This window comes from Streptomyces spongiae (genome assembly GCF_009377185.1).
GTDB lineage: Bacteria > Actinomycetota > Actinomycetes > Streptomycetales > Streptomycetaceae > Streptomyces > Streptomyces spongiae.
On sequence record NZ_VJZC01000006.1, the window covers coordinates 48111 to 73271 of the forward strand.

The following is a 25161-nucleotide window of genomic DNA, read 5'->3' on the forward strand; positions in this document are numbered from 1 at the left end:
ATGCCGCATACCGTGGAATGGAAGGTACGCCTCTACCTCTTCGAGGCAGAGGGAACGACCAAGGCGCGAGTGGTGCTGGACACCGGGAGCACGTCACTCACCGGGCACGGGACCGCCCACAGGAACCCCGTGGACACGGACGTACCGGAGATCGGTGACGAGCTGGCGTCCGGCAGAGCTCTGCACGACCTCGGCCGGCAACTGGTCGACATCGCCGAGCGCGACATCGAAGGCCTCGGCGCAGGGGCGACCGGGCGGAGGGCGCGCCCGGCGCCCGGCTGGCCGCGGCCGGATCAGATACAAGGAGGATGACCGATGACGCAGCCTGCCCGCCGTGCCAGGGGTTCACTTCCGGTATGGGACCCCTTCCGCGAACTTGAGGACCTGCACACTCGCATGGACCGGCTCATGCAGTCCGCCTTTCCCGGCGGCGCCGAACTCGGCGCAGCCGGGGCCTGGGCGCCGCCGGCCGACATAGCGGACACTGAGGACGCGTACCTGGTGGAGCTGGAGCTTCCCGGTGTGGACAAGGACGAGATCACCGTGGAGGTCACCGAATCCGAGATCGACGTCCACGGCGAGATCAAGGAGAAGGAACGTGCCGGCGTGGTCCGGCGGCGCGCCCGCCATGTCGGGGAGTTCGACTACCGTACGAGTCTGCCGCCGAACTCGGACACCGCGCACATCAGCGCCGAGCTGACCAACGGGGTGCTCACCGTCCGCGTCCCGAAGGCCGAGAAGGCCACACCGCACCGCATCGAGATCACCGACTGAACCGACTGATCCAGGCGCGGGAGCAGGGCAGAGGCTGCTTGTGCGGGTTCAGGGACTGGTTCGTAGCAGGGTGTTCCGGGCCCCCAACGGGCAACCGAGCGGTGCCGGGCACCCTCCACGGGAAGTGGTGAGGGAGTGAGATCGCATTGTCCGAACTCGGTCGCGCCCTGCCCTCACCCGCCGGTTGCGGAATTCCCGGAGCCGTCCGCTCGATGCGTGATGTGCTCCGCGACGGAGACCACTCCGTCAACGCTCCGGCACAGCCGCTCGATCACCGGGATCAGGCTCTTGACCTGGACGGATCCACCGAGGCTCACGTGCCCTTCGCGAACCTCGACCGTCACGTCCGAGGCGACAGGTCCCAGCGTTCGCCGCAGCACGTCCTGCACGATCTCGTCGCGGACGGCGTCGTCACGGCGCAGGAAGATCAGCAGCAGGTCACGGCGGCTGACGATGCCCTGCAGCCGGTCCGTCTCGTCCACGACGGGCAGTCGCTTGACGCTCTGGACCTCCATGAGACGGGCCGCCTCGACGACGGTCCACTCCGGGCGCGCGCACACGGCGGGGGCCGACATCAGTTCCTCGGCCCGGGCACCCTCGGCCTTGGCGCGCTCCCACGCCTCCAGATGCGGGACCGGTGTCAGGCCGGACGGATCGGCCTGGGCGGAGGACTTGCGCAGTAGGTCGGCCTCGGACACCACCCCGATGGGGCGGTCGAGTTCGTCGACCACGGGTACGGCGGTGACGCCGTTGTCCGCGAGCAGTTTGACGATCTCCTTGAACGGCATGTCGCGCCGTGCTCGCACAACGTCTCGGGTCATGAGCTCTGCGACCGTGCGGTGGTGCATGTCGCCTCTCCCTTCCGGGCGGAGACAGCCAGGGGCAAGGGGTTGGATCCGGCCCCGGACCGGCCGTCCGGCAACGGATCACAGGGTCGTCGTCCCCGTGCGGCGGCACTCCGCGCGTGGGACGTTGGGTTACAGCAGCATTCTGAGGAAACGGCGGCGATCATGCGAGCTCAACTCGGCGATCAACTCGTGGTCGAGAGCGCTACCACCGGCGCCACCAGGCGCGACGGCGAGATTGTTGCACTCCACCATGAGGATGGAACGCCTCCCTACGAGGTGCGCTGGTCGGACACGAACGAGGTGACCCTCGTCTTCCCCGGCCCCGACGCACACATCCGTCACTTCGAGCACGGGCCCGCCAGCCCGCGCGAGCCTTCCCGGCCGACCACGGACCAGACAGGCGGTCTGGGAAGGGCCGAAGGAGGTCCGAAGGGTGACGAGTCCCGCCGGACTCGGCCGGGCAGGCCGCCCAACCCCGGTGACATCGGCCGTCGTGTCGCCACCGAACGCACCCGCCAAGGACTGAGCCGGGAAGAGACGGCCCGACGCGCCCGCATGGCGCCGGAGTACCTGGCATACCTCGAGGAACAGCCTGCCGACCCGACCGTGGCGACCCTCATCCGCCTGGCCGACGCCCTGGGCACCACCACTGTCGTTCTACGTGGCGGTGGAACCGATCTGCCACCCGGCCAAGGTCATGCGCTCCTGCACCCTCAGTTGCGGGACCTCAGCCCCGATGAGTGCCGCGTCCTGCTTTCCACGCACGGTGTGGGGCGCATCGCGGTGTCGACACCGAACGGCCCGGCGGTGGTTCCGGTGAACTACGAGGTCGTCGAGGATGCGATCGTGTTCCGGACCGCGCCGGACTCGGTCCCGGCGGCGGCCGTGGGAACGGACGTGGCCTTCGAGGTCGACCATGTCGACGAGGCCATGAGCAAGGGCTGGAGCGTGCTCGTCGTCGGGCCTGCGCGGGCGGTTACCGAGCCTGACGCTGTGCGGAGGCTGGTCGACGGCGCCCACACAGAGCCGTGGGCAGGGGGCGAACGCGAGATGTGGGTGGCGATTCTCCCCACGCGCATCACGGGGCGTCGTATTACCCCGGCCGGCCGGTAAGGGAGGACCACTGGCCGGCCGGCTCACCTTGTGCGTCGTACGCGCCGGATCGGCTCCCTTACTGCTCGCCTCCCGGTCCGGCCGGGGTGGTGGACTCGCCGGTGAGATGGGGCTCGACGTCGACAACCCCCTCCACGGCGCGTACGAGGCGTACGGCGACCGAGATCAGCGAGCTGTCGCGGATGTGTCCGCGGAGGGTGACGACTCCGTCGTGCACGTTCACGTGGATGGCGTGGCTGAAGGCTGGGAAGAGGTAGGACACCACCGTCCGGCGCACTTCCTCTTCGATGTCGTCGTCCGACCGCAGGAAGACCTTCAGCAGATCGGCACGGCTGACGATGCCCTGGAGCATGTCCAGGGCATCGACCACGGGCAGCCGTTTGACGTGCCCGACGGCCATGATCCTGGCCGCCTGGGCCAACGTGGCATCGGCGTGGACCGTGATCGCGGGCGTACTCATGAGCTCCCCCGCCGTCGCCGCTCCCGCCTTGGCGAGGTCGGACAGGCGCCGACGTTGCTCGAAGAGGTTCGGGTCGCTGTCGCGGAACTCCTCCTTGGGCAGCAGATCGGCCTCGGAGACGACGCCGATGACACGCCCTTCGCCCTCCAGCACCGGCATGGCACTGACCTTCCACTGCTCCATGGTCCGGACGATCTCCTTGAACGGGGCGTCGCGCCCGACGGCCACAACGGTCTGGGTCATCACATCACTCACGATGTGCGGGGGCTCAGGCACTTCGGGCCTCCTCGTCTCGCCTCGTCAGGGCACTTCGCCCGCGCCGTAGGGCGCGTACAGGTCGAGCAACCGCACCCGCGCGGACCTCAGGCGCCCGGCGATCACCCCGGCGACATAGGTACACAGCTCGTGCTCCAGCTCCGGGCTCTTCCCGCACAGGTCACGGACCGCAGCCGCATCGAACTCGTAGGCGCGCACTGGGCTGGTGGCCTGAGCCCCCAGGTGCCAGTGATGGGGAGGGACGAGCCATGACCAGCCGAGCACTTCCCCGGCCCCGAGGGTCTCGACGACCGCTGCGCGCCGACCGGGCACGCGCAGGTCGAGAGCGACCGTGCCGGTGTGGATCACCCAGAAGCGGTCGGCCTTGCCGCCCTCGTCGAAGATGCGCTCGTCGATCTCGAACGACACCTCGCGAGCCAGCGACATGAGCTGCTCGCGATGTTCCTTGGCCAGTGCGCCGAAAACGCCGCTCCTCGCAACCACAATGGCCTTCCTTTCTCCATGACCCCATGACCTCGAAGTGGAGGCGGGCTCGTATCAGGTCACGGACGTCTCACCACGCGGTGCCTGGTCTGGTCGGCGGGAGCCCCCAGCCGCCTCTGGTCGGCAGGACGACGGACCCAGGCCGACGCGAAGGCCGTGGCGGCGATGCCGAGTGGCACCCAGCACTGTGCTCCGGGCCGCATGACTCCACGATCGTCGCAAATCGGCACTGTGCAACCTGGGCCGCGGTCTCCCCTCCGAGAGCCCGCCCACATGTCGCGACGGCCCCGGGGCGGTGCGACGGTATTCACAGGAGGTTCTCGCACTGGCCGTGGCCGGGCAGGAAGGCGGTGGGGACCATGGAGCTCCCGCTGGTGGTGGGTGTCGACGGATCGGATTCCAGTCTTGAAGCCGTGGACTGGGCGGTGGACGAAGCGGCACGCCACGGGCTGGCCTTGCGGCTCGTCCACGCCTCCCTCTGGGAGCGGTATGAGGGGGGCCGTCCGTCCTTCAGCACTGGTCGTCCTGCCGAGGAGGTCATGGCCGAGCACATCGCCGCCTCCTGCGCGGAACGTGCCCGACTTCGCAACCCAGAGGTGAAGTCGTCGGGCGAAGTGCTACCCGACGACGCCGTGTCCACGCTCCTGCACGCGGCGCATGAATCCTTCGCCTTGGTCACAGGCTCCCGCGGCCGTGGCGAGGTCGCCGGGATGCTGCTGGGGTCGGTCAGCCTCACGGTGGCGGCGCGCGCCGTGTGCCCGGTCGTCGTGGTCCGCGGCGGGGAGCGGAACCGGCAGGGCTCCTTCGGCCGGGTGGTCGTCGGTGTCGGCGACGCCTCCGAGGGCTCGGCCGCCGTGCGGTTCGCCTTCGGGGAGGCCGAGTCGCGCGGCTGCGCCCTGCATGCCGTACGGGCCTGGCGCCGACCCGCCCACGACCCCGCGGACGACTATCTGGCCGCGGACGAAGTGGTTGGTGTCCACGAGGAAAGGGCCTCCACGCGACTCGCCGACGCGCTGCGCCATCCCGCACGGGACCATCCCCGGGTCGACGTACACCGCCAAGCGATCCACGGCGCCGCCCATAGGGTCCTGCTGGACGCGTCGGCCGACGCCGACCTGCTCGTCGTCGGTGCTCTGAGGAGGCACGGCCACTTCGGTCTGCAGCTCGGCAGGATCGCCCACGCCCTGCTGCACCACTCCGCGTGCCCGGTCGCCGTCGTCCCGCAGCGAGCTTGACCTCCGGCGGGCGGGCTCCGTATACGGGCGCCCTGTGGAGGAAGTGGGTGAGGACGGCGGATGTCGGAGTGGACCTGGGAGTACGAGGGCTACGACCCCGATGCCGAGCGGCTGCGCGAAGCGCTGTGCACGCTCGGCAACGGCTACTTCGCCACCCGCGGCGCCGTGCCCGAGAGCCGGGCGGGTCTCGTGCACTACCCGGCCACCTACGCGGCCGGAGTCTACAACCGCCTGGAGTCGGCCATGGCGGGGAGGCAGGTGGTGAACGAGGACCTGGTGAACCTCCCGAACTGGCTGCTGTTGCGGTTCCGTCCACGCTTCCCCGACGGATCGGCGAGCCCGTGGTTCTCTCCCGACACTCGGCAGCCGTTCGACTACCGGCACACCCTGGACCTGCGCCGTGCCACGCTGACGCGCACGTTCCGCTACCGCGACGAGACGGCGGCAGGAGTGCTGAGGGTGGAGCAGATCCGCCTGGTGCACATGACCGATCCTCACCTGGCCGCGCTGCGGACCGTCTTCACGGCCGAGTGGTCGGGCGAGATCGAGGTCGAGTCCGTCCTCGACGGGGACGTGACCAACGGCAACGTGCACCGCTACCGGTCCCTCAACCGACACCACCTGGCGCATGTGCGGACCGGTGCGGCCGGGGCCGACACAACGTGGCTGCACTGCCGCACCAGCGCCTCCGACACCGGCATAGCCATGGCAGCCCGTACGGTCGTCATCGGACAGCGGCCCACGCTGTCGGAGGTTCATCCGACCCGTCACCGCGCGGTACAGCGGCTGGTGCTCCCGGTCGCTCCGGGGCGGCCCGCCGTCGTGGACAAGACCGTGGCCCTGCACACCTCCCGCGACCCAGCGATCAGCGACCCGCTCGGCGCGGCCGTCGACCGGGTGACCGCGGCTGCGGACTTCCCGGCCCTTGTGGACTCCCACGTCGCGGCCTGGGCGAGGTTGTGGCGACGCGCGGACATCCAGGTGCCCAGCGAGGCGGGCCGCATCCTGCGCCTGCACCTGTTCCACGTCCTGCAGACCCTGTCGCCGCACACAGCGGAGCTGGACGTGGGGGTGCCGGCCCGCGGGCTGCACGGCGAGGCGTACCGGGGCCACGTCTTCTGGGACGAGCTGTTCGTGCTGCCGTATTTGAACCTGCACTTCCCGGAGGTCTCGCGGGCGCTGCTGAACTATCGTTACCGGCGCCTGCCGCAGGCCTGCCGCGCGGCAGGCAAGGCGGGCCTGGCCGGCGCGATGTACCCGTGGCAGTCCGGCAGCGACGGGCGCGAGGAGACCCAGCAGCTGCACCTCAATCCCCGTTCGGGACGCTGGCTTCCTGACAACTCCCGCCTCCAGTACCACGTCGGCTCGGCCATCGCCTACAACGTGTGGCAGTACTGCGAAGCGACCGGCGACACCGAGTACCTGCACACCAAGGGCGCGGAGATGCTGCTGCAGATCGCCCGCTTCTGGGCGCACCGCGCGGAGTTCGCCCCCGAGCACGGCCGCTACCGCATCCGCGGAGTGGTGGGCCCCGACGAGTACCACGACAGCTACCCCGACAGCGCCCGCCCGGGCCTCGACGACAACGCGTACACCAACGTCACCGCCGCCTGGGTCATCAGCCGCGCCCTGGACCTGGTGCGGCGCCTGCCCGCATGGAGGCGAGAAGAACTGTTGGAGCGCATCGAGCTGGACAGCGGCGAACTCCTGGAATGGGAGGAGATCTCCCGGCGGTTGCGGGTGCCGTTCCACGAGGGCGTCATCAGCCAGTTCGACGGCTACGGCGACCTGGCCGAACTGGACTGGGACGGCTACCGAGCCCGCTACGACAGCATCCGGCGACTGGACCGGATCCTTGAGGCCGAGGGGGACACGGTCAACCGCTACCAGGCCTCCAAACAGGCCGACGTCCTGATGCTGGGCTACCTCTTCTCGCCCGCCGAACTGCGCGACCTGTTCCGCCGTCTCGGCTACGAGGTGGACGACGAGATCTGGCGCAGGACCGCCGACTACTACCTGAGGCGCACCAGCCACGGCTCCACCCTGAGCGGCCTCGTCCACGCCTGGGTCCTCGCGCGAGCCAGACAGACCGGGGCCTGGACGTACTGCCAGGAAGCCCTTGAAGCGGATGTCGCCGACCTCCAGGGCGGCACGACCGGTGAGGGCATCCACCTCGGCGCCATGGCCGGGACCCTCGACCTGGTGCAGCGGGGACTGACCGGGCTGGAGACCCGCGAGGACGCCCTCCGGCTCGACCCGGTGCCGCTTCCGGAGCTGTCGGGGTACGGATTCTCACTTCGCTATCGCGGCCATTGGGGTGTCGGCGTACGGCTGCGGAGCGGCCGGTTGCGGATCGGTGTGCCCGACTCGGACGAGTCACCGATCCGTGTGGTCCTGTCCGACCGGGCCGTCACCGTCGCACCGGGAGACACCTGCACGCTCCTGCTGCCGGAAGGGTAAGCGATCCGGCGCCGGGGAGCAGGGCCGACTCGGGCGAGAGGGCGGCCTTCGCCGCCGGCGCCGTGCAGGCCGCTCAGCGGACAGGTCCGTGGGAGGCGTGCATGGAGTGGCTGGTCCCTCTGGCCATGCCTGCGAGACCTGTTCCACACCCTCTGGCACCCCACCCGCCACGGCGGCCAGAGCCGGCTCGTCATGGCCGCACTGTGGAGACTGTCCCATCAGCAGCTGGGCGGCAGGCGCGTGGCCGGGCTCGTCGGGCCGCTCGCCATGGTGACGGTGGTGGGGATGTGGGCCGCAACGGTCACTCTGGGCTGAGCCAGTGTGTACGGACCCCGCATGCCGAAGGCGTTCGCCTTCACCACGGTTCGAGACCATCGCCGCAGCTGGACGGCCTCCGGGCGCTGGCGTGTCCGCTCCGGTGCCGGAAGCCGGTTGTGTCAGCCGTTGTCACCCCGTTCGCCTGTCGCGGTCTTGGAGAAACCGTCGTGCCAGGCGGCCTTCGCCCCGGAGTCGCCGATCCGGTACACGTCCACGACGGCGCCCGCGGCCACTCCGACGGACAGCACCGCCGCCGCGACACGGACGACCAACGCCGACCGGGACGAAGCCGACCGGGGCCGCTCCATGGGGGCGGCTTCCGCCTCGGCCGGCCTGCGGGTCGTCCACCAGATCACCGTCGCCAGCACGAACAGGCCCGCCGCCCAGGGGAGCAGACCGTCGCCGAGTTCGGCGTGCCTGCGTACCAGGGCATCACTGTCGACGTGCTCCTCCAGCCACTCGCCGGCCTCCGTGGCCAGCGGCACGCTCGCCAGCGTCACCAGGGCCAGCACTGGCAGGACGACCCCCATGCGCCGAGCGGCACTCGGCCATATCGCGCCGACCACGACCGCCAGTGCGCTCAGGGGAACGAGTACGACGACGAAGTGCACGATCAGGACGTGTGCGGGCAGACCGTTGACAACGGTGAGGCTCATCAGGTGTTCCTCCAGAAATCGACCGAGAGGAGCCGACACGCACGGGCTCCCGTGTCGGGCGGCAGGGCGCGTCAGCCTGGCACGGGAAGCTCTCAGGTTCTTCTGAACCCGGGCCGTCGCCGCCTGCCCCGTCCTCGCTCAGCACACGGACGAGGACAGGACCTGACCAGCAGGCGTCCACACCGGCGTACGGCCCCGCGGCGGGGCCGTACGTCCCCTGCCGGAAGCACCGGTTGCCGCGATGTGATGGCTGGGTACCCGGCCGGTGGCCGCCGCGATGGACAGACCGAGGTGTCCCATGGACAACTCCACCAGCCCCACCCTCACGGCACGGCTGCGCCGCATGACCGGCGCGGTCGCCTCTCCACGGCTCGAACTGGCTCTCTTGGCCGTCACAGCGGCGGCCCTGACGGCCGGCGGGATCGCCTGGTTCGTGGGCGCAGCTGGTCTCGCGGACCTGTTCTGGGGCCTGGGCACGGTATCCGCCGTCGTTCCCGCGGTGGGGTGGGTGCTGGCAGCTCTGCGGCACGGGCACGCCGGTGTGGATCTCATCGCCGTGCTGGCGCTCGGCGGCACCCTGGCCGTGGGCGAGTACCTGGCCGGTGCCCTGATCGCGCTGATGCTCGCCACCGGCCGCACCCTCGAAGCCGCTGCCCAGCGGCGAGCCTCCCACGACCTGCGCGTCCTGCTGGAACACGCACCGCGGTCGGCGCACCGCCGCACGGACGCCGGGGTGGCCACGGTGTCCTCGGCCGACATCGCCGTCGGTGACCTGCTCGTCGTGGGCCCTGGCGAAGTTGTCCCCGTTGACGGCCGCGTGGAGAGCACCGCCGCCGTCCTCGACGAATCCGTGCTCACTGGCGAGCCCCTCCACGTCGAGCGGACGCGGAGCGAGGCGATCCGCAGTGGTGTGGTCAACGCGGGCGGTGCCTTTGAACTGCGCGCCACCGCCACCGAGCGGGACAGCACCTACGCAGGCATCGTCCTCCTGGCGCAGCAGGCCGGCGCCGAGTCCGCGCCCGTCGTGCGGCTCGCCGACCGCTACGCGGCCTGGTTCCTCCCTCTCACCCTCGTGGTGGCTGGACTGGCCTGGCTGGTCAGCGGCTCCGCGGTACGGGCGGTCGCGGTTCTGGTCGTCGCCACGCCGTGCCCCCTGCTGCTGGCCGCGCCAGTGGCGATCGTCTCCGGTCTCTCCCGCGCCTCCCGCCTTGGCGTGGTCATCCGCAACGGTGGGGCGCTGGAGAATCTCGGTCGGGCCCGCACCCTCCTGCTGGACAAGACAGGCACCCTCACCGGCGGCCGCCCCCGCGTCCTGGCCGTGACCGCCGAGCCCGGCCGGAAGCCCACAGAGGTGCTCCGTCTGGCGGCCTCGCTCGACCAGTACTCGCCGCACGTCCTCGCCCGGGCCATCGTCGGCACGGCCCGTGAACGCAGGCTGGAGCTGTCGGTCCCGTCGGACGTCACCGAGGAACCCGGCCGGGGCGCCTCGGGCACTGCGGACGGTCACCAGGTCTCCATCGGCCGTGTCCACACCTCGGACGTACGGCCGCCCTGGGCCAAGGCCGTCGACAACCGCGCACTCCTTGACGGTGCCGCCGTGGCCTGGCTGACAGTCGACGGGCAGCCGGCCGGCGCCGTCCTCCTGCGCGACCCCGTACGCCCCGACGCCCCACGCACCCTGCGCCACCTGCGAGCGGCGGGCATCGAGCGGCTGATGATGCTCACCGGAGACCGCGCCGAATCCGCCCAGGAGGTAGCCACCGTCCTCGGCCTCGACGACGTGCGCGCCGAACTCAGCCCGGCTGACAAGGTCGCCGCCGTGCGCGCCGAACGCGAGCGCGCGGTCACCGTGATGGTCGGCGACGGCGTCAACGACGCACCCGCCCTCGCCGCCGCCGACATCGGTGTGGCCATGGGAGCACACGGCTCCACCGCCTCCTCCGAGGCCGCCGACATCGTCCTGACCACCGACCGCGTCGACCGCCTGGCCGATGCCGTCTCCATCGCCGTACGAGCGCGGCGCATCGCCGTGCAGAGCGCGCTCGGCGGCATGCTGATGTCGCTGGCCGCCATGGCCACGGCCGCCCTCGGCCTGCTCCCGCCGACCGCCGGTGCCCTCCTCCAGGAAGGCATCGATGTCGCCGTCATCCTCAACGCCCTGCGCGCCCTGCGCGTCGACCAGACCACGCGACCGGCTCTCACTCCCACCGCAGAGGCACTCATCCACCGCTTCGCGGCAGAGCACGACGATCTCCAGGACGTCCTCGAAGCCGTACGAGACGCCGCGGACCGGCTCTCCGACAGCCCTGGCCCACAAACCCTCGCGGCTGTCGAGGAGACACACCGGCTGCTCACCGAACGACTGCTGCCCCACGAATACGCCGAAGAACACAAGCTCTACCCCGCCCTCGCCCCCGCTCTCGGCGGTCCCGAGGCCACCGCCACCATGAGCCGCGCCCACACCGAGATCGCACGCCTCTCCCGCCGCATCGCCACCCACCTGCAACTGGCCCATGCCGAAGGCGGCCTCGCCCCTGGCCAACTCGACGACCTGCGCTCCTGCCTCTACGGCCTGAACACCGTCCTGCGCCTGCACTTCACTCAGGAGGAGGAGAACTACTTCTCGCTGGCACCCTGAGAGCGCCGGCTGATGATCAGCCGCCGCCGACGGGCAGGCGTACGGCGAAGGTGGTCGAGCCTGGAGCGCTTTCGAGTGTGACGCTTCCGCCGTGGGCCTCCGCCACTGCCGCCACGATCGACAGACCGAGGCCGGTGCCGGTGCCACCGCCCGAGCCCGCGGTGCGGCGGCGGTCCGCGCGGGTGAAGCGTTCGAACACCTTGGGCTGTACGTCGGCTGCGACGCCGGGGCCGTCGTCGTGGACCTTCAGCGCCGCCGTCCTGCCGTCGGTCTCCAGCGAGATGGTCACCGTGCTGCCGACGGGTGTGTGCAGACGCGCGTTGGCCAGCAGGTTGGCCAGCGCCTGATGGAGCCGGTGAGTGTCGCCCGTGACGGTCACCGGCTCCTCGGACAGTTCCAGCGTCCAGCGGTGTCCGGGGCCCGCGGCCTGGGCGTCGGTCACGGCGTCCAGGACCAGGTGGGTGAGGTCGACGGGAAGGCGTTCCAGGAGGCGGCCCGCGTCCAGGCGGGCGAGGAGCAGCAGGTCGTCGACCATGTCGCCCATGCGGGCCGCTTCGGACTCGATGCGCTCCAGGGCCCGCTCGACCTTCCGCGGTACCGGGCCAGGGTGTAGCAGGGCCAGTTCCGCGTGGCCGCGGATCGACGCCACGGGTGTGCGCAGTTCGTGGCTGGCGTCCGCGGCGAAACTGCGCAGCCGCTCTTCGCTCGCGTGCCGTTTGGTCAGCGCGTCCTCGACGTGGCCGAGCATCGTGTTGAAGGCGCCGGCGACGCGTCCCACCTCGCTGCGCGGGTCGCCCGTCGGCGCGCGCGACGCAAGGACCACTTCGCCGCTGGAGAGCGGTAGTTCGCTGACCTGGGTGGCGGTCGCGGCCACCTTGCTGAGCGGTCGCAGTGACCAGCGCACCCACAGGGCTCCCGCGACACCGGCCACGGCGAGCGCCGCGCCGAAGACGATTCCGGCGACCAGTTCCAGCCGGTGGACGGTGGCCTCGACGGGCTCGGTGGGCAGCCCGGTGATCAGGATGTCGCCGTCCCTGCCCCGGGCCGCCATCACGCGGTAGTCGTCCAGCGACGAGAGATCGATCGAGTGTCCCTGGCCGTCGGCGGGCACAGCGGCGAGCTTCCTTTTGTCCGCGGCGCCGAGCGGCACGGGCAGCGCACCCGCGCCGCTGCTGGAGCCCACCACTGAGGCGTCGGTGACCGTGTCGCCGACGAGCCGGGCGCCGAAGGTTCCGACAACCTGGCGGCGGGTGTCACCGTCCTCGTCACCGTCGTGGTCCGACGGCAGGTTCCCGCCGTGCTCCAGGCTCGCCGGGAACCGCGCGCCCGCATCACGCAACTGCTGGTCGAGACGACCGGTGAGAAAGCCGTTCAGCTCCACCACCGCCGCAACCCCGACGGCCGCGCAGCTGACCGCGAGCAGCACGACGAGGCCGGCGGTGAGCCGCGCCCGCAGCGTGTGCGGGCGCGGCAGACGCGACAGCAGCCGCCTCGCCCCGCGCTTGAGCGGGCTCGGCGCCGGCCGCCGCCGCGGTCGTGTCCTCACCGGGTCACCGGCTTGAGCACGTATCCGGCGCCCCGCACCGTGTGGATCATGGGTGGGCGTCCCGCGTCCACCTTCTTGCGCAGGTAGGAGATGTACAGCTCGACGACGTGGGCCTGCCCGCCGAAGTCGTAGGACCACACGCGGTCGAGGATCTGCGCCTTGCTGAGCACGCGTCGCGGGTTGCGCATGAGGAGGCGCAGCAGTTCGAACTCCGTCGGGGAAAGTTCGATGAGTTCGCCACCGCGTGTGACCTCGCGGGCGTCCTCGTCCATGACCAGGTCGCCGACGGTCAGTCGCGGCCCCTCCTCCGTCTGCCGGGCCATGCCGGCGCGGCGCAGGAGTCCGCGCAGCCGGGCGACGACCTCCTCCAGGCTGAACGGTTTCGTCACGTAGTCGTCGCCGCCCGCCGTGATGCCTGCGATACGGTCCTCCACCGCGTCCCTTGCGGTCAGGAAGAGCACGCACACGTCAGGCCGCACGGCGTGCAGCGAGGGCAGCACGGCGAAGCCGTCGGTGTCCGGGAGCATGACGTCGAGGACGACGGCGTCGGGCAGCAGCTCGCGCGCCTCGGTGACGGCCGAGGCGCCGTCGCCCGCTGTGCGTACGTCCCAGCCCTCGTAGCGCAGGGCGCCGGAGAGGACTTCCGCCAGGTCGGGATCGTCGTCGACGACGAGGACCCGCAGCGGGGTGCCGTCGGTGCGGGTGAGGGCGGGGCGGGCGGAGCCGCGGGCGCGGTGGGCGTTCATCTCATGTACCAGGATGCGGCCTCGCCTCGTCTTGGACCGCTGCGCCGACCTCTGAGTTCGCTCTGAGTCCGCTGTGCGGCCGCCCCGCTTCGACCACCCGGCAACCCTTGCCACCTGCGGCGGAACCGCGCCTCCCACCTCGCGGTGAGAGCCGCCTCAGAAGTTGCCTCGGCACAGTGTCGTCCCGGACGGCCGAAGAGGCGTACGGACAGCCGAAGGGACCCGCGGATGACGACGGTGCACGCGAAACGAACGGTGCACGCGCAACGAAAGGTGGCCCCGGCGCTTCCCGCGCCACGACGGTCCCCTGCCGGCCCTGTACTCGCCGTCCTGTGGGGCGGGGCCGCTGCCGTGATCGCCCTGTGGTGGCACGACACGGGGTCGGTCGTGGGCGCCGAGGGCTGGCTGACGGGGGCCGGGCGGATCGCGGGACTGCTGTGCGGATACGCATGCGCTGTCCTCGTCGGTCTGATGGCTCGCGTCCCGCTCCTGGAGCAGCGGATCGGGTCGGACCGGGTGGCGCGCTGGCACGCGCGGGCGGGCCGCTACTCGATCTGTCTGCTGGTGGTACACGTCGTGCTGATACTGCTCGGCTACGCGGCCCAGGACGGCTCCTCGCTCGTGGACGAGACGCTCACGGTGGTCCTGGACTACCCGGAGATGCTCAAGGCCACCGCCGGCACGGTCATCCTGTTCGCGGTCGGGGTCGTCTCGGCACGCGCGGTGCGCCGTCGGGTCAGCCACGAGTTCTGGTATTACGTGCACCTGCTCACGTACGCCGCGGTCTTCCTCTCCTTCGGCCACCAGCTCGCCCTGGGGTCCGACTTCACCGGCGACCGGCCGGCCCAGGCCGCCTGGTACGCGCTGTACCTGGGCGTCGCGGCCCTGGTGGTGTGGTTCCGGATCCTCACTCCGGTACGGCTCAACCTGCGTCACCGGCTGCGGGTCGACTCCGTGCACAGGGAGGCCCCGGGCGTGTATTCCGTCGTCATCCGCGGCCGACGGCTGCAAGAGATGGGTGTACGGCCGGGGCAGTTCCTCCGCTGGCGGTTCCTCACCGAGGGCATGCGCTGGACCTCCACGCCGTACTCCCTGTCCGCGCCACCGCTCCCGGATGTGCTGCGCATCACCGTCAAGGCGCTCGGCGACCACAGCGCCGCCGTCTCCCAGCTGCGGCCGGGCACCCGCGTGTGGGCGGAGGGCCCCTACGGGGCGCTGACCGCCGGCCGGCAGACCTCGCACAAGTCCCTGCTGATCGCGGGCGGTGCCGGCATCACCCCCCTGCGGGCCCTGTTCGAGACGCTCCCCGGCGACGTCACCCTCCTCTACCGCGCGCGCACGGCGGAGGACCTCGCCCTGGGCGGAGAGCTGGAGGCCTTCGCACGGTGGCGCGGGGCGAAGGTGCTCTACGCGCTCAACGGTCCGGACGGCCGGCGACCGGACCTCACCGCTCAGTCCCTGGGCGCGGCCGTGCCGGACCTGGACGCCCACGACGTGTACCTGTGCGGGCCCCACGCGTTCGCGCAGGACCTGTACGAGGCGCTGCGCGCAGCCGGGGTCCCGGATCGCCGTATCCACCACGAGTCCTTCGAGCTGTGAGGCCGCCTTGCACACGTTGAACAAGAACCGCCCGCTGCGCCGCATCGTGCTGGCGGGCGCCGCCACCGTCTCGGGGATGGTGCTGCTGCTGTCGCTGAAGCCGCACACGACGCCGACCGTCGCCGGGTCGGCAACCTCTCCCACACCGTCCAGCAGTTCGAGCGCGTCAAGTGGAGCAACCGGATCGAGCGGCTCGGCCACGGGCACCCAGAACCTCACCGGAAACTCGGTCCAGACCCGCTACGGCCCCGTCCAGGTCCGCGTCACCCTGAAGAACGGGAAACTCACCGACGTCACCGCGGTCACCTACCCCCAGGAGAACCCCAGGGACCAGCAGATCAACGACTACGCGATCCCGCAGCTGACCAGAGAGGCGCTGGCCGCGCAGACCGCCGACATCGACACGGTCTCCGGAGCCACGTACACCAGCGAGGGCTACCGCCAGTCACTCCAGTCGGCACTGGACGCCGCGAGGGGCTGACCCTGCCTGCCGACGCTCTTCACACCCGCGACATCCTCAGCAGGACAGTGAAGAGGCCGGTGAACCGACCCACCATGTCTCGCTGCTTTTCCCCTCCGCCCTGAGAGTGGCAGTTCGGCGGCAGCGAACCCGGCCCGTCCCGCCGCCGCCGACGCCGGCCCTCGCGACGAAGACCCCGGGGCAGTCGGCCCGTGGCCCACTCTCCGGGCGTCAGCGCGGGAGTCGCGGTATCCATCGCCGTCATGGCGCGGCTACGCGGACGGCCGTGACCTTGTACTCGGGGCAGGACGTGACGGTGTCCGCGTGGTCGGAGGTGAGGCGGTTCACTCCGCTCGCGGGGAAGTGGAAGGAGCAGAAGACCTGGCCGGGTGCTGTCTGTGTACTGACGCGGGCGATGAGCAGGGCTCGGCCGTGCCGGCTCTCCACGGTGACCTGCTCGCCGTCCCGCACGCCGTACCGGCCGGCGTCGTCGAGGTGGAGGTCGAGGAAGTCGACCGGGTCGAGTGCGAGGTTGCCGCCGCGCCGGGTCATGCTGCCGGAGTTGTAGTGCGCCCAGCGCGCGTCGGCGGCAAGGAAGCCGCCCAGCGGCCCTCCGACCTGAAGAGCGGCCAGCTCGGCACCGTCCTTCAGACCGCCACCCAGCTCGGTGACGATCCGCCGCACCGGCGTGCCCAACTCGGCCTCGTAGCAACCAGGCCGGGCGAACCGTTCCGAGAGACAAACCAGCTTGGTTCCCGTCTCGGCGGGCGTGCCGCGCCGGGCGTACGCCTCGCCGCCATGCCGGACGATCCACGGCACGGCCGCCAGGGTCTCCACGTTGTTGACCACGGTCGGCGCACCCCACAGCCCACGCTCGGTCGGGTAGGGCGGGCGCGGCCGGGCGCTTCCCCGACCGCCTTCCAACCCCGCGATCAGCGCGGTCTCCTCACCAGCGACGTAGGAGCCGGCGCCCTCGACGATGTGGATGTCGAGCGCGGTAGCCGTACCGCGCACGGACGGGCCAAGATGGCCGTCGGCATAGGCGTGCCCCACGGTTTCCCGCATCCGTGCGAGAGCGGCCGGGTATTCGGAGCGCACCAGCACCAGCACCAGGCCATGGCGGGCCCCGCACGCGAAACAGGCCAGCGCCAACCCCTCCAGCACCCGCGCCGGGTCGGCCTCCATGAACAGTCGATCGGCGTACGAGCCGGGTCCCCTTCGTCGCCGTTGGCCACGACCACGGTGCCGGGGGATCGTTCGGCCGCCTCCCACTTCGCCGCCACCCGGAAACCCGCGCCGCCACGACCTCGAAGCCCGGAGGCCGCCACCTCGTTGAGGACCTTGTCCGGGGTACCCCTCGTCACCGTCCCCGGCCACACCTGCCACGCGGGCCCACCGGAGAGCACACCGCCGAGCAGAACCGGGTCATGGGTGTCGTCGGCCGTCGGGATCTCCGGTGCTGAGGGGGGCTCCCGCCCGGCGAGCTGACCGGAGAGGGTCGGACCGGTGCAGGGCTTGTCGCCGTCGAGTGCCGCAGGCCCCGCGTAGCAATAGCCCAGACAGCGGACGGCCTGCACCGACACGTCACCGTCCGGCGAGGCCGTGCCGGGGCTGACTCCCAGCGCATCCTCGACATCGGCGAGATGCCGTCCGGCCTGGGCCGCGAAGCAGGCAGTCGCGGCGCACACCCGGACATGACGGCGGCTGTGCGGGGCGGCGAGGTCCGCGTAGTAAGTGGCAGGTCCGAGCGCGGCGGCAGCGGGCAGTCCGACTGGGGCAGCGACAGCCGGAGCCCAGCTCTCGGGGCCGTCCGCAGTGCCCGCCCTGGCCTCGACCAGCGACTCGATCAACCGGTCTCCAGGCCGCCCGCGCCGGTCGGCCAGGGCCCGGAACGCATCGAAACGGCTGACAGGACCGACGGGAACCATGCCTTCATCGTGCAGGCAGCGGGGCGTGGCCGCATTCCGGCACCAGACCATGTACGACCCTGGATTCAGGCGCTGTGCCGGCCAAGTGTGTACTCGCGACAAAGCATAGGGGGAGCCTGTTCCTCGCAGGCTTTGCGCGCGTATCCCTGGCGGGGCCGGCCCGGGGGCCTATACAGCCTCTGGGCCGTATGGTCGGTTCTAACGCTTGTCGCAACATTCCTTGATCATTGTGGAGTGTTGAAGGCGAGGCGGGGACGCAAGCGCAGGCTGGAGCTCGAGGCCGAGTACTGGCGGGCTTCTGGCGGCCGGGGTGGGCAGCGTCGATGCGTGCAGGCGACTCGGGATCGGGCGTAAGACGGGCTACCGGTGGCGGGCGGAGAACGGTGGCTTGAGGCCGGACCATCTCCCGGAGTCCTCCCGGTCCGGCCGGTATCTGTCGCTGTTGGAACGCCGCAGGATCGCCGCGTTGCGTGAACGCGGCCTGATCCGAGAGACAGCCGGCCTGGTCGGGCGGGCTCCATCGACGGTCAGCCGGCAACTGCGGCGCAACAGGGTTGCGTCCTGAGAAGTGGTGTACGGGCTCCCGCCTGATCCGGGCGTTTGTCCCGGCGTCGGAGTGAGTGTCCGGATACAAGAACGGCCACCGGCTGATCTTCGAGTTGTCGAAGCTCGAAGGAGATCAGCACGATGACCGCACCTGACAGTCTGCCGCTGCACGCCCTCGCCGAGGACAACCTGGCCGCGGCGAGTCCCGATCTGCTGCGCGCGATGGTCAAAACGTTCGCCGACGCGCTCATGTCCGCCGAGGCCGACGCCCTCTGCAACGCCGAATACGGGCAGGTCAGCGACGAACGCGTCAACCACCGCAATGGATATCGCCCACGAGAGTGGGACACCCGGGCCGGCACCGTCGAACTGGCCATCCCCAAGTTGCGCCAGGGCAGTTACTTCCCGCACTGGCTCCTGGAACGCCGCCGCAGGGCCGAGCAGGCCCTCATCTCGGTGGTCGCCACCGCCTACCTGCTCGGCGTCTCCACCCGCAGAGTCGAGAAGCTCGCCGAGTCCCTGGGCGTCACGCAGCTGTCGAAGTCACAGGTCAGTGCGATGGCCAAGCACCTGGACGAGCAGGTCGCCGCGTTCCGCAACCGGCCTCTGGATGCCGGGCCCTACTCGTTTGTCTGGGTGGACGCGCTGACCCAGAAGGTCCGCGAGGGCGGCCGCATCATCAACGTCCACGCGCTGATCGCGGACCTCGTCGTGGGCGTCCGTAGCCAGTCCGCCGTCGCCACTCTCGTCGACCGACGCACCCGCTATCTCCGGTTGGTCCCACTGCCGGAGCGGCGCTCGGTCAGCCACCTACGCGATGCCCTGATCACGGTCCTCAGCCAGATGCCGGAGCACGCCCGACGGAGTCTCACCTGGGACCAGGGCTCCGAGATGGCCCGCCATCACGAACTCGCGCCCTATTTCGTCGACGGCGTCTTCTTCGCCCGCCCAGGCAGCCCTGGCAGCGGGGCACGAACGAGAACACCTATTGGTGCAGCCTTGGCGGGCCGGGCTTCTTCGACGGGAGAGGTCCGGCGGGACCGCCGGGTGACTCGGAGAACACGTGCCGGAAGGCTTTCCGTTGAGATGTCCACGGCGGTCCACAGGGCAGAAGCCCCGGAGACGGATGCCCAACATCACGGTCGCCGACAGGTCCGGAGTCCACGACATCAGGTTCGTCCACGACATCGGGTTCGTCCACGACATCAGGTTCGGCCCCAACGAGACGCTGAACCTCGCCAACGGGTCCCGGCGCCCGCGGTCTTCCGACCGCGGGAGCCGACCGTGTCACGAGTACGGAGTGGTCTCGTCGGGCAGGGGCTGTTCGGCCCAGATGGTCTTGCCGGTACGTGTCTGGCGGCTGCCCCAGCGCTCGGAGACCTGGGCGACGAGCAGGAGCCCTCGCCCGCCCTCGTCGAAGACGCGGGCCCGGCGCAGATGCGGCGCGGTGCCGCTGCCGTCGGACACCTCGCAGATGAGCGTCGAGTCGCGGATCAGCCGCAGCTCGATGGGGGCGTCGCCGTACCGGACGGCGTTGGTGACCAGCTCGCTGACGATCAGTTCGGTGGCGAACACCGCCTCCGCCAGGCCCCAGGCGGCCACCTGTTCGCCCGCCATCCTGCGGGCCCCGGCCACGGCCGCCGGGTCCTGCGGCAGCTGCCAGGTGCGTACCCGTGCGGCGTCGAGCGCGGACGTGCGGGCGAGCATCAGGACGATGTCGTCGGCGGGACGGCCCGCCAGCACGGTGTGCAGCACCTGGTCGCAGGTTTCCTCCAGGGCCTCGGCCGGGTTGCTCAGACCCTGGCGCAGCAGGGTGAGCCCGGCCTCGACGTCGCGGTCGGCGGCCTCGATCAGGCCGTCGGTGTAGAAGGCGAGCAGGCTGCCCTCCTCCAGCTCGACCTCGGCCGCCTCGAACGGCAGCCCGCCGAGGCCGAGCGGCGGCCCGGCCGGCAGGTCCAGGAACCGTACGGCGCCGTCGGGGGTGACCAGGGCGGGTGGCGGATGTCCGGCGCGGGCGATGGCGCAGCGGCGGGACACCGGGTCGTACACGGCGTACACGCACGTGGCCCCGACCTGCCCGGACGCCTCCTCCTGCCCGCGCACCTCGGGGCCCTCCTCCCGGTCGAGCCTGATGACGAGGTCGTCCAGCTGGGTGAGCAGCTCGTCCGGGGCGAGGTCGACGTCCGCGAGGGTCCGTACGGCGGTCCGCAGGCGGCCCATCGTGGCCGACGCGTGAATGCCGTGGCCCACCACGTCGCCCACGACCAGCGCGACCCGGGCGCCGGACAGGGGAATCGCGTCGAACCAGTCCCCGCCGACGTCAGCGCCGGAACCCGCCGGCAGGTAGCGGTAGGCGACCTCCATCGCCACCAGACCCGGTGGCCGCTCGGGCAGGAGGCTGCGCTGGAGCGCCAGCGCCGTCCGTCGTTCACGGGTGTAACGGCGGGCGTTGTCCACACTGACCGCCGCCCTGGTGGCGATCTCCTCCGCGAGCAGCAGGTCGTCCTCGTCGAAGGGCTCCGCCATCCGATGGCGGAGGAAGTGCACCAGCCCCAGAGTCACCCCACGGGCACGCAGCGGCACCATCATCACCGAGTGGATCCTGTGCCTGGCCACGGTCGCAGTGCGGGCAGGGGAGGCCGTGATCCACTCCCGCAGCTCCGGATCCCCCGGCTTGTGCCGCGCGCCGCGGCCGGTGAGCAGCGTCCGCACCGGCAGCGTGCCCACCGGGTAGACGGTCGGGTCGCCCGAGGGGACCACCGACTCCGGGCAGCCCTCCAGCACCGACCGCTGCGCCGTGCGGCGTGCGGTGACCGGCTCACCCGGCCGTACCGGTTCCGGCTCGTCGCCCAGGACGACGGACTCCAGCAGGTCGACCGCGACGAAGTCCGCGAGCCCGGTCACGGTGACCTCGGCCAGTTCCTCCGCCGTCCGGGTCACGTCCAGGGTGCTGCCGATACGGAGTCCGGCGTCGTTGAGCACCGCCAGACGGCGACGGGCCCAGTACTGCTCCGTGGTGTCGAACACGGTCGCGGACAGTCCGTGGACGGTGCCGGTCTCGTCCTTCAGCGGTGAGATGAACATCGACCAGGCATGCGGCCGGGTCTCACCCGGGGCCTGGCCGTGGTTCTCGTGGAACACCATCTCGCCGGTGCGCAGGACGTCCCACTGGATGCGGTCGTACTCGTCGAAGGGCCGGCTGGGTTCGATCTCCCGCAGGGTCAGGCCCCGCATCTCCTCCTGGGTCCTGCCCATGATCCGGGTCATGACGTCGTTTGCGGCCACGAACCGGTTCTCGCGGTCGTACACCGCCACCGGCATGGGGAGCTGCGCGAGCGTGAGGTCCCACAGGGCCGCAGCCCCCGGATCGGTGAGCCCGGCCGTGCTCGCCGGTACGGCACCGGTGACGAGCCAGAGCCTCGCGCGGTCCGCGGCCAGCAACGGCGTCCCCTGAAGGCGCACCACGACACGGTCGCCGTCCCGGTGCAGGAGCGCCACCTCACTGGACCACCGGTGTCCGTCGGCCAGGTGGCGCCGTGCGGATCCGGGCAGCTCGGCGGCGAGCAGGTCGGCGACTGCCCGGCCCACGACGTCGGCGGCCTCGTATCCGAGCAGCCGCTGAGCCCCGGCGCTCCACATCCTGATCGACCCGCCGGCGTCGACGACGACCGCGAAGTCCTCCGGTGCGCGTGCCTCCACGGTGCCTCCGGATGTGACGTCCCTGCTGTTCATGGGCTCTCACTTCCACGGTGCCGCTCCGCTGGAGCCGGGCCGGAGCAGCCAGGATCCCCGGTCGGCATCCGGGTACCCCCTCCAGGGTCCTGCGGCACGGGGCTCCGCTCAACCGAGGGGATTGTGCAGGTGGCCAGAAGGGTGGTCGTCCGGGTGCGGGTTCGTTGTGGCTGGTCGCGCCCACTCGGCGGAGCCGCATATCGACACTGCCCCGCGTCCCGAAAGACCCGGGGCGCGCCCCACGCCGACAGCATCGGGGGCCGCGCCCGCAGCCACACAGGACCCGCATTCCGCCACCGGCAGCCCCCGGCAGCCGAAGCCGGCCGCAGGTCGCCCGTGTGGTGCTGTTCGCATCCCGGACGACCAACCGTCACGCACGCGCCACGGCCCCTTCCCCGAGGTTCGCTGCGCTTGGCACACTCCCTGCGCGCAGGTCACATCCATCGCATCACGTCAGGACAAGAGGTCACCCACCCATGCCTGAAGTCAACCGGCGCCGATTCCTCCAAGTCGCGGGCGCCACCACGGCGTTCACCGCGCTGTCCAGCAGCATCGAGCGGGCCGCCGCGCTGCCCGCGTACCACCGGTCCGGCACCATCGAGGACGTCGAGCACATCGTCGTCCTGATGCAGGAGAACCGTTCATTCGACCACTACTTCGGCTCACTCAGAGGTGTCCGCGGTTTCGGGGACCCGCATCCGGTCGCGCTCGACAACGGCAAGTCGGTGTGGCACCAGTCGGACGGCACCAAGGACCTGCTGCCCTTCCACCCGGACGCCGACGACCTCGGTATGCAGTTCCTGGAAGGCCTCCCGCACAGCTGGCCCGACGGGCAGGCCGCCTACCACGGGGGCAAGTACGACAAGTGGGTCCCCTCGAAGGGCACCACGACCATGGCGTACCTGACCCGCGAGGACATCCCGTTCCACTACGCGCTCGCCGACACGTTCACCGTCTGCGACGCCTACCACTGTTCGTTCATCGGCTCCACCGACCCGAACCGCTACTACATGTGGACGGGTCACACGGGCAACGACGGCCAGGGCGGCGGGCCCGTCATGGGCAACGACGAACTCGGCTACGACTGGACGACGTACCCCGAGCGCCTGGAGAAGGCCGGGATCTCCTGGAAGATCTACCAGGACATCGGTGACGGCCTGGACGCGGCCGGTTCCTGGGGCTGGATCGAGGACGCCTACCGCGGCAACTACGGCGACAACTCGCTGCTGTACTTCAACAAGTACCGCAACGCGGGGCCCGGCGACCCGTGGTACGACAAGGCCCGCACCGGCACCGACGTCAAGAACGGCGACGGCTACTTCGACGTGCTGAAGGCGGACGTGAAGGCGGGCAGGCTGCCGCAGATCTCCTGGATCGCCGCACCCGAGGCCTTCTCGGAGCACGGCAACTGGCCCACGAACTACGGCGCCTGGTACATCGCGCAGGTCCTGGACGCGCTCACCTCCAACCCCGAGGTCTGGTCGAAGACCGCGCTGTTCATCACCTACGACGAGAACGACGGCTTCTTCGACCACGTCGTACCGCCGCTGCCCCCGCGGTCCTCCGCACAGGGCAAGTCCACCGTCGACGTGAGCCTCGACCTCTACCCCGGGAGCTCGAAGCTCGTCGCGGGCCCCTACGGTCTCGGCCCGCGGGTGCCGATGCTGGTCGTCTCGCCCTGGAGCAAGGGCGGGTTCGTGTGCTCCGAGACCTTCGACCACACCTCGATCATCCGGTTCATGGAGCGCCGCTTCGGGGTGCGCGAGCCCCACATCTCGCCGTGGCGGCGCGCCATCTGCGGCGACCTCACCGCCGCCTTCGACTTCTCCGACAAGGACAGCAGGCCGGCCGAACTGCCGGACACCGACGACTACGAGCCGGCGGACCGCGAACGCCACCCCGACTACAAGCCGACGGTCCCCGCCGACCCCAGCATGCCGAAGCAGGAGCGCGGGCTGCGCCCCGCCAGGGCCCTCAAGTACGCGCCGAAGGTGGACGGTTCGGCCGACCCGGCGGCCGGGACCTTCACACTGGCCTTCGCCTCCGGCCCCAAGGCCGGTGCCGCCTTCCTCGTCACCTCCGGCAACCGCACCGACGGCCCGTGGACGTACACCACCGAGGCCGGCAAGAGGATCTCGGACACCTGGAACACGTCCTCCTCGAACGGCTCGTACGACCTGACCGTGCACGGCCCGAACGGCTTCCTGCGCGTCTTCAAGGGCCCGGGCAAGGCGGCCGGACCCGAGGTGACCGCCCGGCACGTCGGCGACGACGTGGAGCTGACCCTCACCAACAAGGGCTCGGGCACGGCGAACCTGACGCTCACGGACGGGTACGGCGGCAAGCCCCGGACGTTCCGGGTACGGGCGGGGGCCACCGTGAAGCACACGGTGGACCTGCGTCGCGGCAAGCGCTGGTACGACCTGACGGTCCTCTCCGACACCGACCCCGGCTTCGTGCGCCGGTTCGCGGGGCACGTCGAGAACGGGCGGGCCGGGGTGAGCGATCCGGCGATGGTCACGTTTTAGGAAAAGCGGCGACACCTGCGGAGAAAAGCGGGGTCGATTCTCGGCCACCTCGCGGTAGGGTGCCGCGGTGACCACAGAATCGAACATTTCTGCAGGTGGATCGTCTGATCCGCGCGTGCAGCGACAGGTGCACCAGCAGGCCGGGGTCGCCCCGAGCGGCCCCGGCGGCGGCACCCTCTTCACCGAGCCCGTCCTGGTGGTGAACCAGAAGGCCAAGCTGATCGAGCTGACCAACGAGTACAAGGTCATGGACCAGCAGGGCAACCAGCTCGGATCGGTCGTCCAGGTCGGACAGAGCGCGCTCAAGAAGATCCTGCGCTTCGTCGCCAGCCTCGACCAGTACATGACGCACAAGCTGGAGATCCGCGACGCGCACGGACAGCCGCAGCTGCTGCTCACGCGGCCCCGGAAGATATTCAAGTCCCGGGTGCTCGTGCAGCGTCCGGACGGCAGTCCGGTCGGCGAGATCGTCCAGCAGAACATGATCGGGAAGATCAACTTCGCGATCAACGCGGGGGGTCAGCAGGTCGGCGCCATCAAGGCGGAGAACTGGCGCGCCTGGAACTTCGCGATCGTCGACCACGCCGACAACGAGGTCGCCCGGATCACCAAGACCTGGGAGGGCCTCGCCAAGACGATGTTCACGACCGCGGACAACTACGTCCTGCAGATCCACTACCAGCTGCCCGAGCCGCTGCTCAGCCTCGTCGTGGCGACGGCGCTGACGGTGGACACGGCGCTGAAGCAGGACGCGCGCGGTCTGGGCTGACCCGTTTCGTACGAGGGGTGGGCGGCACGCGTGGCGTGTGCCGCCC

General features: G+C 70.8%; 19 protein-coding genes and 4 pseudogenes. 14 read left to right on the plus strand and 9 right to left on the minus strand.

The features are described 5' to 3' along the window. Both FNH08_RS02170 and FNH08_RS02175 read left to right on the plus strand, forming a co-directional pair. A complete protein-coding gene (locus tag FNH08_RS02170; protein ID WP_152769506.1) occupies nt 1–312 on the plus strand; it encodes a DUF1876 domain-containing protein in 312 nt (103 codons plus the stop codon). Nucleotides 313–315: 3 nt separating this feature from the next. Beyond that, nucleotides 316–774, plus strand: coding sequence for an Hsp20/alpha crystallin family protein (locus FNH08_RS02175; RefSeq protein ID WP_152769507.1), 459 nt, complete (start codon nt 316–318; stop codon nt 772–774). Nucleotides 775–947: 173 nt separating this feature from the next. Here the strand turns inward: FNH08_RS02175 and FNH08_RS02180 are convergent, their stop codons facing one another. Next, nucleotides 948–1622, minus strand: a complete 675-nt coding sequence (locus tag FNH08_RS02180) for a CBS domain-containing protein (RefSeq protein WP_152769508.1) — start codon at nt 1620–1622, stop codon at nt 948–950. A gap of 162 nt (nt 1623–1784) precedes the next feature. Between FNH08_RS02180 and FNH08_RS02185 the strand changes: the two genes are divergently transcribed. Further along, entirely contained in the window at nt 1785–2735 is a 951-nt protein-coding gene (locus tag FNH08_RS02185) for a pyridoxamine 5'-phosphate oxidase family protein (protein WP_152769509.1), read from the plus strand. 58 nt (nt 2736–2793) lie between these two features. Here the strand turns inward: FNH08_RS02185 and FNH08_RS02190 are convergent, their stop codons facing one another. Continuing rightward, nucleotides 2794–3471, minus strand: a complete 678-nt coding sequence (locus FNH08_RS02190) for a CBS domain-containing protein (RefSeq protein WP_322723503.1) — start codon at nt 3469–3471, stop codon at nt 2794–2796. 24 nt (nt 3472–3495) lie between these two features. Beyond that, nucleotides 3496–3897, minus strand: coding sequence for a Crp/Fnr family transcriptional regulator (locus FNH08_RS02195; protein WP_152769523.1), 402 nt, complete (start codon nt 3895–3897; stop codon nt 3496–3498). Nucleotides 3898–4313: 416 nt separating this feature from the next. On the opposite strand from FNH08_RS02195, the gene FNH08_RS02200 reads away from it, so the two are divergent. The 3 genes from FNH08_RS02200 to FNH08_RS02210 all read left to right on the plus strand — a co-directional run bounded on the left by FNH08_RS02200 (nt 4314) and on the right by FNH08_RS02210 (nt 7964). Next, nucleotides 4314–5189, plus strand: coding sequence for a universal stress protein (locus FNH08_RS02200; RefSeq protein WP_152769511.1), 876 nt, complete (start codon nt 4314–4316; stop codon nt 5187–5189). 60 nt (nt 5190–5249) lie between these two features. Continuing rightward, entirely contained in the window at nt 5250–7649 is a 2400-nt protein-coding gene (locus FNH08_RS02205; RefSeq protein WP_152769512.1) for a glycoside hydrolase family 65 protein, read from the plus strand. A gap of 192 nt (nt 7650–7841) precedes the next feature. Further along, entirely contained in the window at nt 7842–7964 is a 123-nt protein-coding gene (locus FNH08_RS02210; protein ID WP_322723505.1) for a hypothetical protein, read from the plus strand. Between the two features lie 122 nt (nt 7965–8086). On the opposite strand, the gene FNH08_RS02215 is transcribed toward FNH08_RS02210, so the two are convergent. Continuing rightward, nucleotides 8087–8623: a DUF2231 domain-containing protein gene (locus tag FNH08_RS02215; protein WP_152769513.1), complete on the minus strand. Its 537-nt coding sequence runs from the start codon at nt 8621–8623 to the stop codon at nt 8087–8089. Between the two features lie 343 nt (nt 8624–8966). On the opposite strand from FNH08_RS02215, the gene FNH08_RS02220 reads away from it, so the two are divergent. Then, nucleotides 8967–11261 (plus strand): heavy metal translocating P-type ATPase, encoded by a 2295-nt coding sequence (locus tag FNH08_RS02220; RefSeq protein WP_152769524.1) that lies wholly within the window; start codon nt 8967–8969, stop codon nt 11259–11261. A gap of 16 nt (nt 11262–11277) precedes the next feature. On the opposite strand, the gene FNH08_RS02225 is transcribed toward FNH08_RS02220, so the two are convergent. Further along, on the minus strand, nt 11278–12747 hold the full coding sequence (locus FNH08_RS02225) for a sensor histidine kinase (RefSeq protein ID WP_152769525.1): 1470 nt from the start codon (nt 12745–12747) through the stop codon (nt 11278–11280). Nucleotides 12748–12803: 56 nt separating this feature from the next. Next, nucleotides 12804–13553 carry a response regulator transcription factor gene (locus FNH08_RS02230; protein ID WP_152769514.1) on the minus strand — a complete coding sequence of 250 codons (750 nt, stop codon included), beginning with the start codon at nt 13551–13553 and terminating at the stop codon, nt 12804–12806. Between the two features lie 228 nt (nt 13554–13781). Here FNH08_RS02230 and FNH08_RS02235 point away from each other — a divergent pair, with 228 nt between their 5' ends. Then, the gene (locus FNH08_RS02235; protein ID WP_152769515.1) at nt 13782–15152 is read left to right on the plus strand and encodes a ferredoxin reductase family protein; all 1371 of its coding nucleotides are present in this window, start codon (nt 13782–13784) and stop codon (nt 15150–15152) included. A gap of 7 nt (nt 15153–15159) precedes the next feature. Continuing rightward, complete coding sequence (locus tag FNH08_RS02240) at nt 15160–15633, plus strand: FMN-binding protein (protein WP_152769516.1); 474 nt, start codon at nt 15160–15162, stop codon at nt 15631–15633. A gap of 240 nt (nt 15634–15873) precedes the next feature. On the opposite strand, the gene FNH08_RS53855 is transcribed toward FNH08_RS02240, so the two are convergent. Together FNH08_RS53855 and FNH08_RS53860 are read right to left on the minus strand one after the other, a co-directional pair. Continuing rightward, nucleotides 15874–16164: a molybdopterin dinucleotide binding domain-containing protein gene (locus FNH08_RS53855; protein ID WP_152769526.1), complete on the minus strand. Its 291-nt coding sequence runs from the start codon at nt 16162–16164 to the stop codon at nt 15874–15876. 321 nt (nt 16165–16485) lie between these two features. Next, nucleotides 16486–17591, minus strand: a pseudogene (locus FNH08_RS53860) (NAD(P)H-dependent oxidoreductase subunit E); the annotation flags it as partial. A gap of 259 nt (nt 17592–17850) precedes the next feature. Between FNH08_RS53860 and FNH08_RS53865 the strand changes: the two are divergent. The 3 genes and pseudogenes from FNH08_RS53865 to FNH08_RS54315 all read left to right on the plus strand — a co-directional run. Then, complete coding sequence (locus tag FNH08_RS53865; protein WP_407704320.1) at nt 17851–18105, plus strand: helix-turn-helix domain-containing protein; 255 nt, start codon at nt 17851–17853, stop codon at nt 18103–18105. A 122-nt stretch (nt 18106–18227) separates the two neighbouring features. After that, nucleotides 18228–18788: pseudogene (locus FNH08_RS02260) on the plus strand (transposase); the annotation flags it as partial. Beyond that, a pseudogene (locus FNH08_RS54315) lies at nt 18789–19072 on the plus strand (IS30 family transposase); the annotation flags it as partial. 301 nt (nt 19073–19373) lie between these two features. On the opposite strand, the gene FNH08_RS02265 reads toward FNH08_RS54315, so the two are convergent. Further along, a complete protein-coding gene (locus tag FNH08_RS02265; protein ID WP_152769517.1) occupies nt 19374–21818 on the minus strand; it encodes a SpoIIE family protein phosphatase in 2445 nt (814 codons plus the stop codon). 476 nt (nt 21819–22294) lie between these two features. Between FNH08_RS02265 and FNH08_RS02270 the strand changes: the two genes are divergently transcribed. Beyond that, nucleotides 22295–24346, plus strand: coding sequence for a phosphocholine-specific phospholipase C (locus FNH08_RS02270; protein ID WP_152769518.1), 2052 nt, complete (start codon nt 22295–22297; stop codon nt 24344–24346). Between the two features lie 106 nt (nt 24347–24452). Beyond that, nucleotides 24453–25115: pseudogene (locus tag FNH08_RS02275) on the plus strand (LURP-one-related/scramblase family protein); the annotation flags it as partial. Nucleotides 25116–25161 lie beyond the last annotated feature (46 nt).

What these genes read in the sequence shown, in the direction of transcription:
- FNH08_RS02210 (WP_322723505.1), top strand. Translation starts at nt 7,842, where the DNA reads ATGGCCGCACTGTGGAGACTGTCCCATCAGCAGCTGGGCGGCAGGCGC.
- FNH08_RS53855 (WP_152769526.1), bottom strand. Translation starts at nt 16,164, where the DNA reads ATGACCCGGCGCGGCGGCAACCTCGCACTCGACCCGGTCGACTTCCTC.
- FNH08_RS02235 (WP_152769515.1), top strand. Translation starts at nt 13,782, where the DNA reads ATGACGACGGTGCACGCGAAACGAACGGTGCACGCGCAACGAAAGGTG.
- FNH08_RS02175 (WP_152769507.1), top strand. Translation starts at nt 316, where the DNA reads ATGACGCAGCCTGCCCGCCGTGCCAGGGGTTCACTTCCGGTATGGGAC.
- FNH08_RS02230 (WP_152769514.1), bottom strand. Translation starts at nt 13,553, where the DNA reads ATGAACGCCCACCGCGCCCGCGGCTCCGCCCGCCCCGCCCTCACCCGC.
- FNH08_RS02170 (WP_152769506.1), top strand. Translation starts at nt 1, where the DNA reads ATGCCGCATACCGTGGAATGGAAGGTACGCCTCTACCTCTTCGAGGCA.
- FNH08_RS02215 (WP_152769513.1), bottom strand. Translation starts at nt 8,623, where the DNA reads ATGAGCCTCACCGTTGTCAACGGTCTGCCCGCACACGTCCTGATCGTG.
- FNH08_RS02220 (WP_152769524.1), top strand. Translation starts at nt 8,967, where the DNA reads ATGACCGGCGCGGTCGCCTCTCCACGGCTCGAACTGGCTCTCTTGGCC.
- FNH08_RS02200 (WP_152769511.1), top strand. Translation starts at nt 4,314, where the DNA reads ATGGAGCTCCCGCTGGTGGTGGGTGTCGACGGATCGGATTCCAGTCTT.
- FNH08_RS02270 (WP_152769518.1), top strand. Translation starts at nt 22,295, where the DNA reads ATGCCTGAAGTCAACCGGCGCCGATTCCTCCAAGTCGCGGGCGCCACC.
- FNH08_RS02205 (WP_152769512.1), top strand. Translation starts at nt 5,250, where the DNA reads ATGTCGGAGTGGACCTGGGAGTACGAGGGCTACGACCCCGATGCCGAG.
- FNH08_RS02265 (WP_152769517.1), bottom strand. Translation starts at nt 21,818, where the DNA reads ATGAACAGCAGGGACGTCACATCCGGAGGCACCGTGGAGGCACGCGCA.
- FNH08_RS02185 (WP_152769509.1), top strand. Translation starts at nt 1,785, where the DNA reads ATGCGAGCTCAACTCGGCGATCAACTCGTGGTCGAGAGCGCTACCACC.
- FNH08_RS02195 (WP_152769523.1), bottom strand. Translation starts at nt 3,897, where the DNA reads ATGTCGCTGGCTCGCGAGGTGTCGTTCGAGATCGACGAGCGCATCTTC.
- FNH08_RS02180 (WP_152769508.1), bottom strand. Translation starts at nt 1,622, where the DNA reads ATGCACCACCGCACGGTCGCAGAGCTCATGACCCGAGACGTTGTGCGA.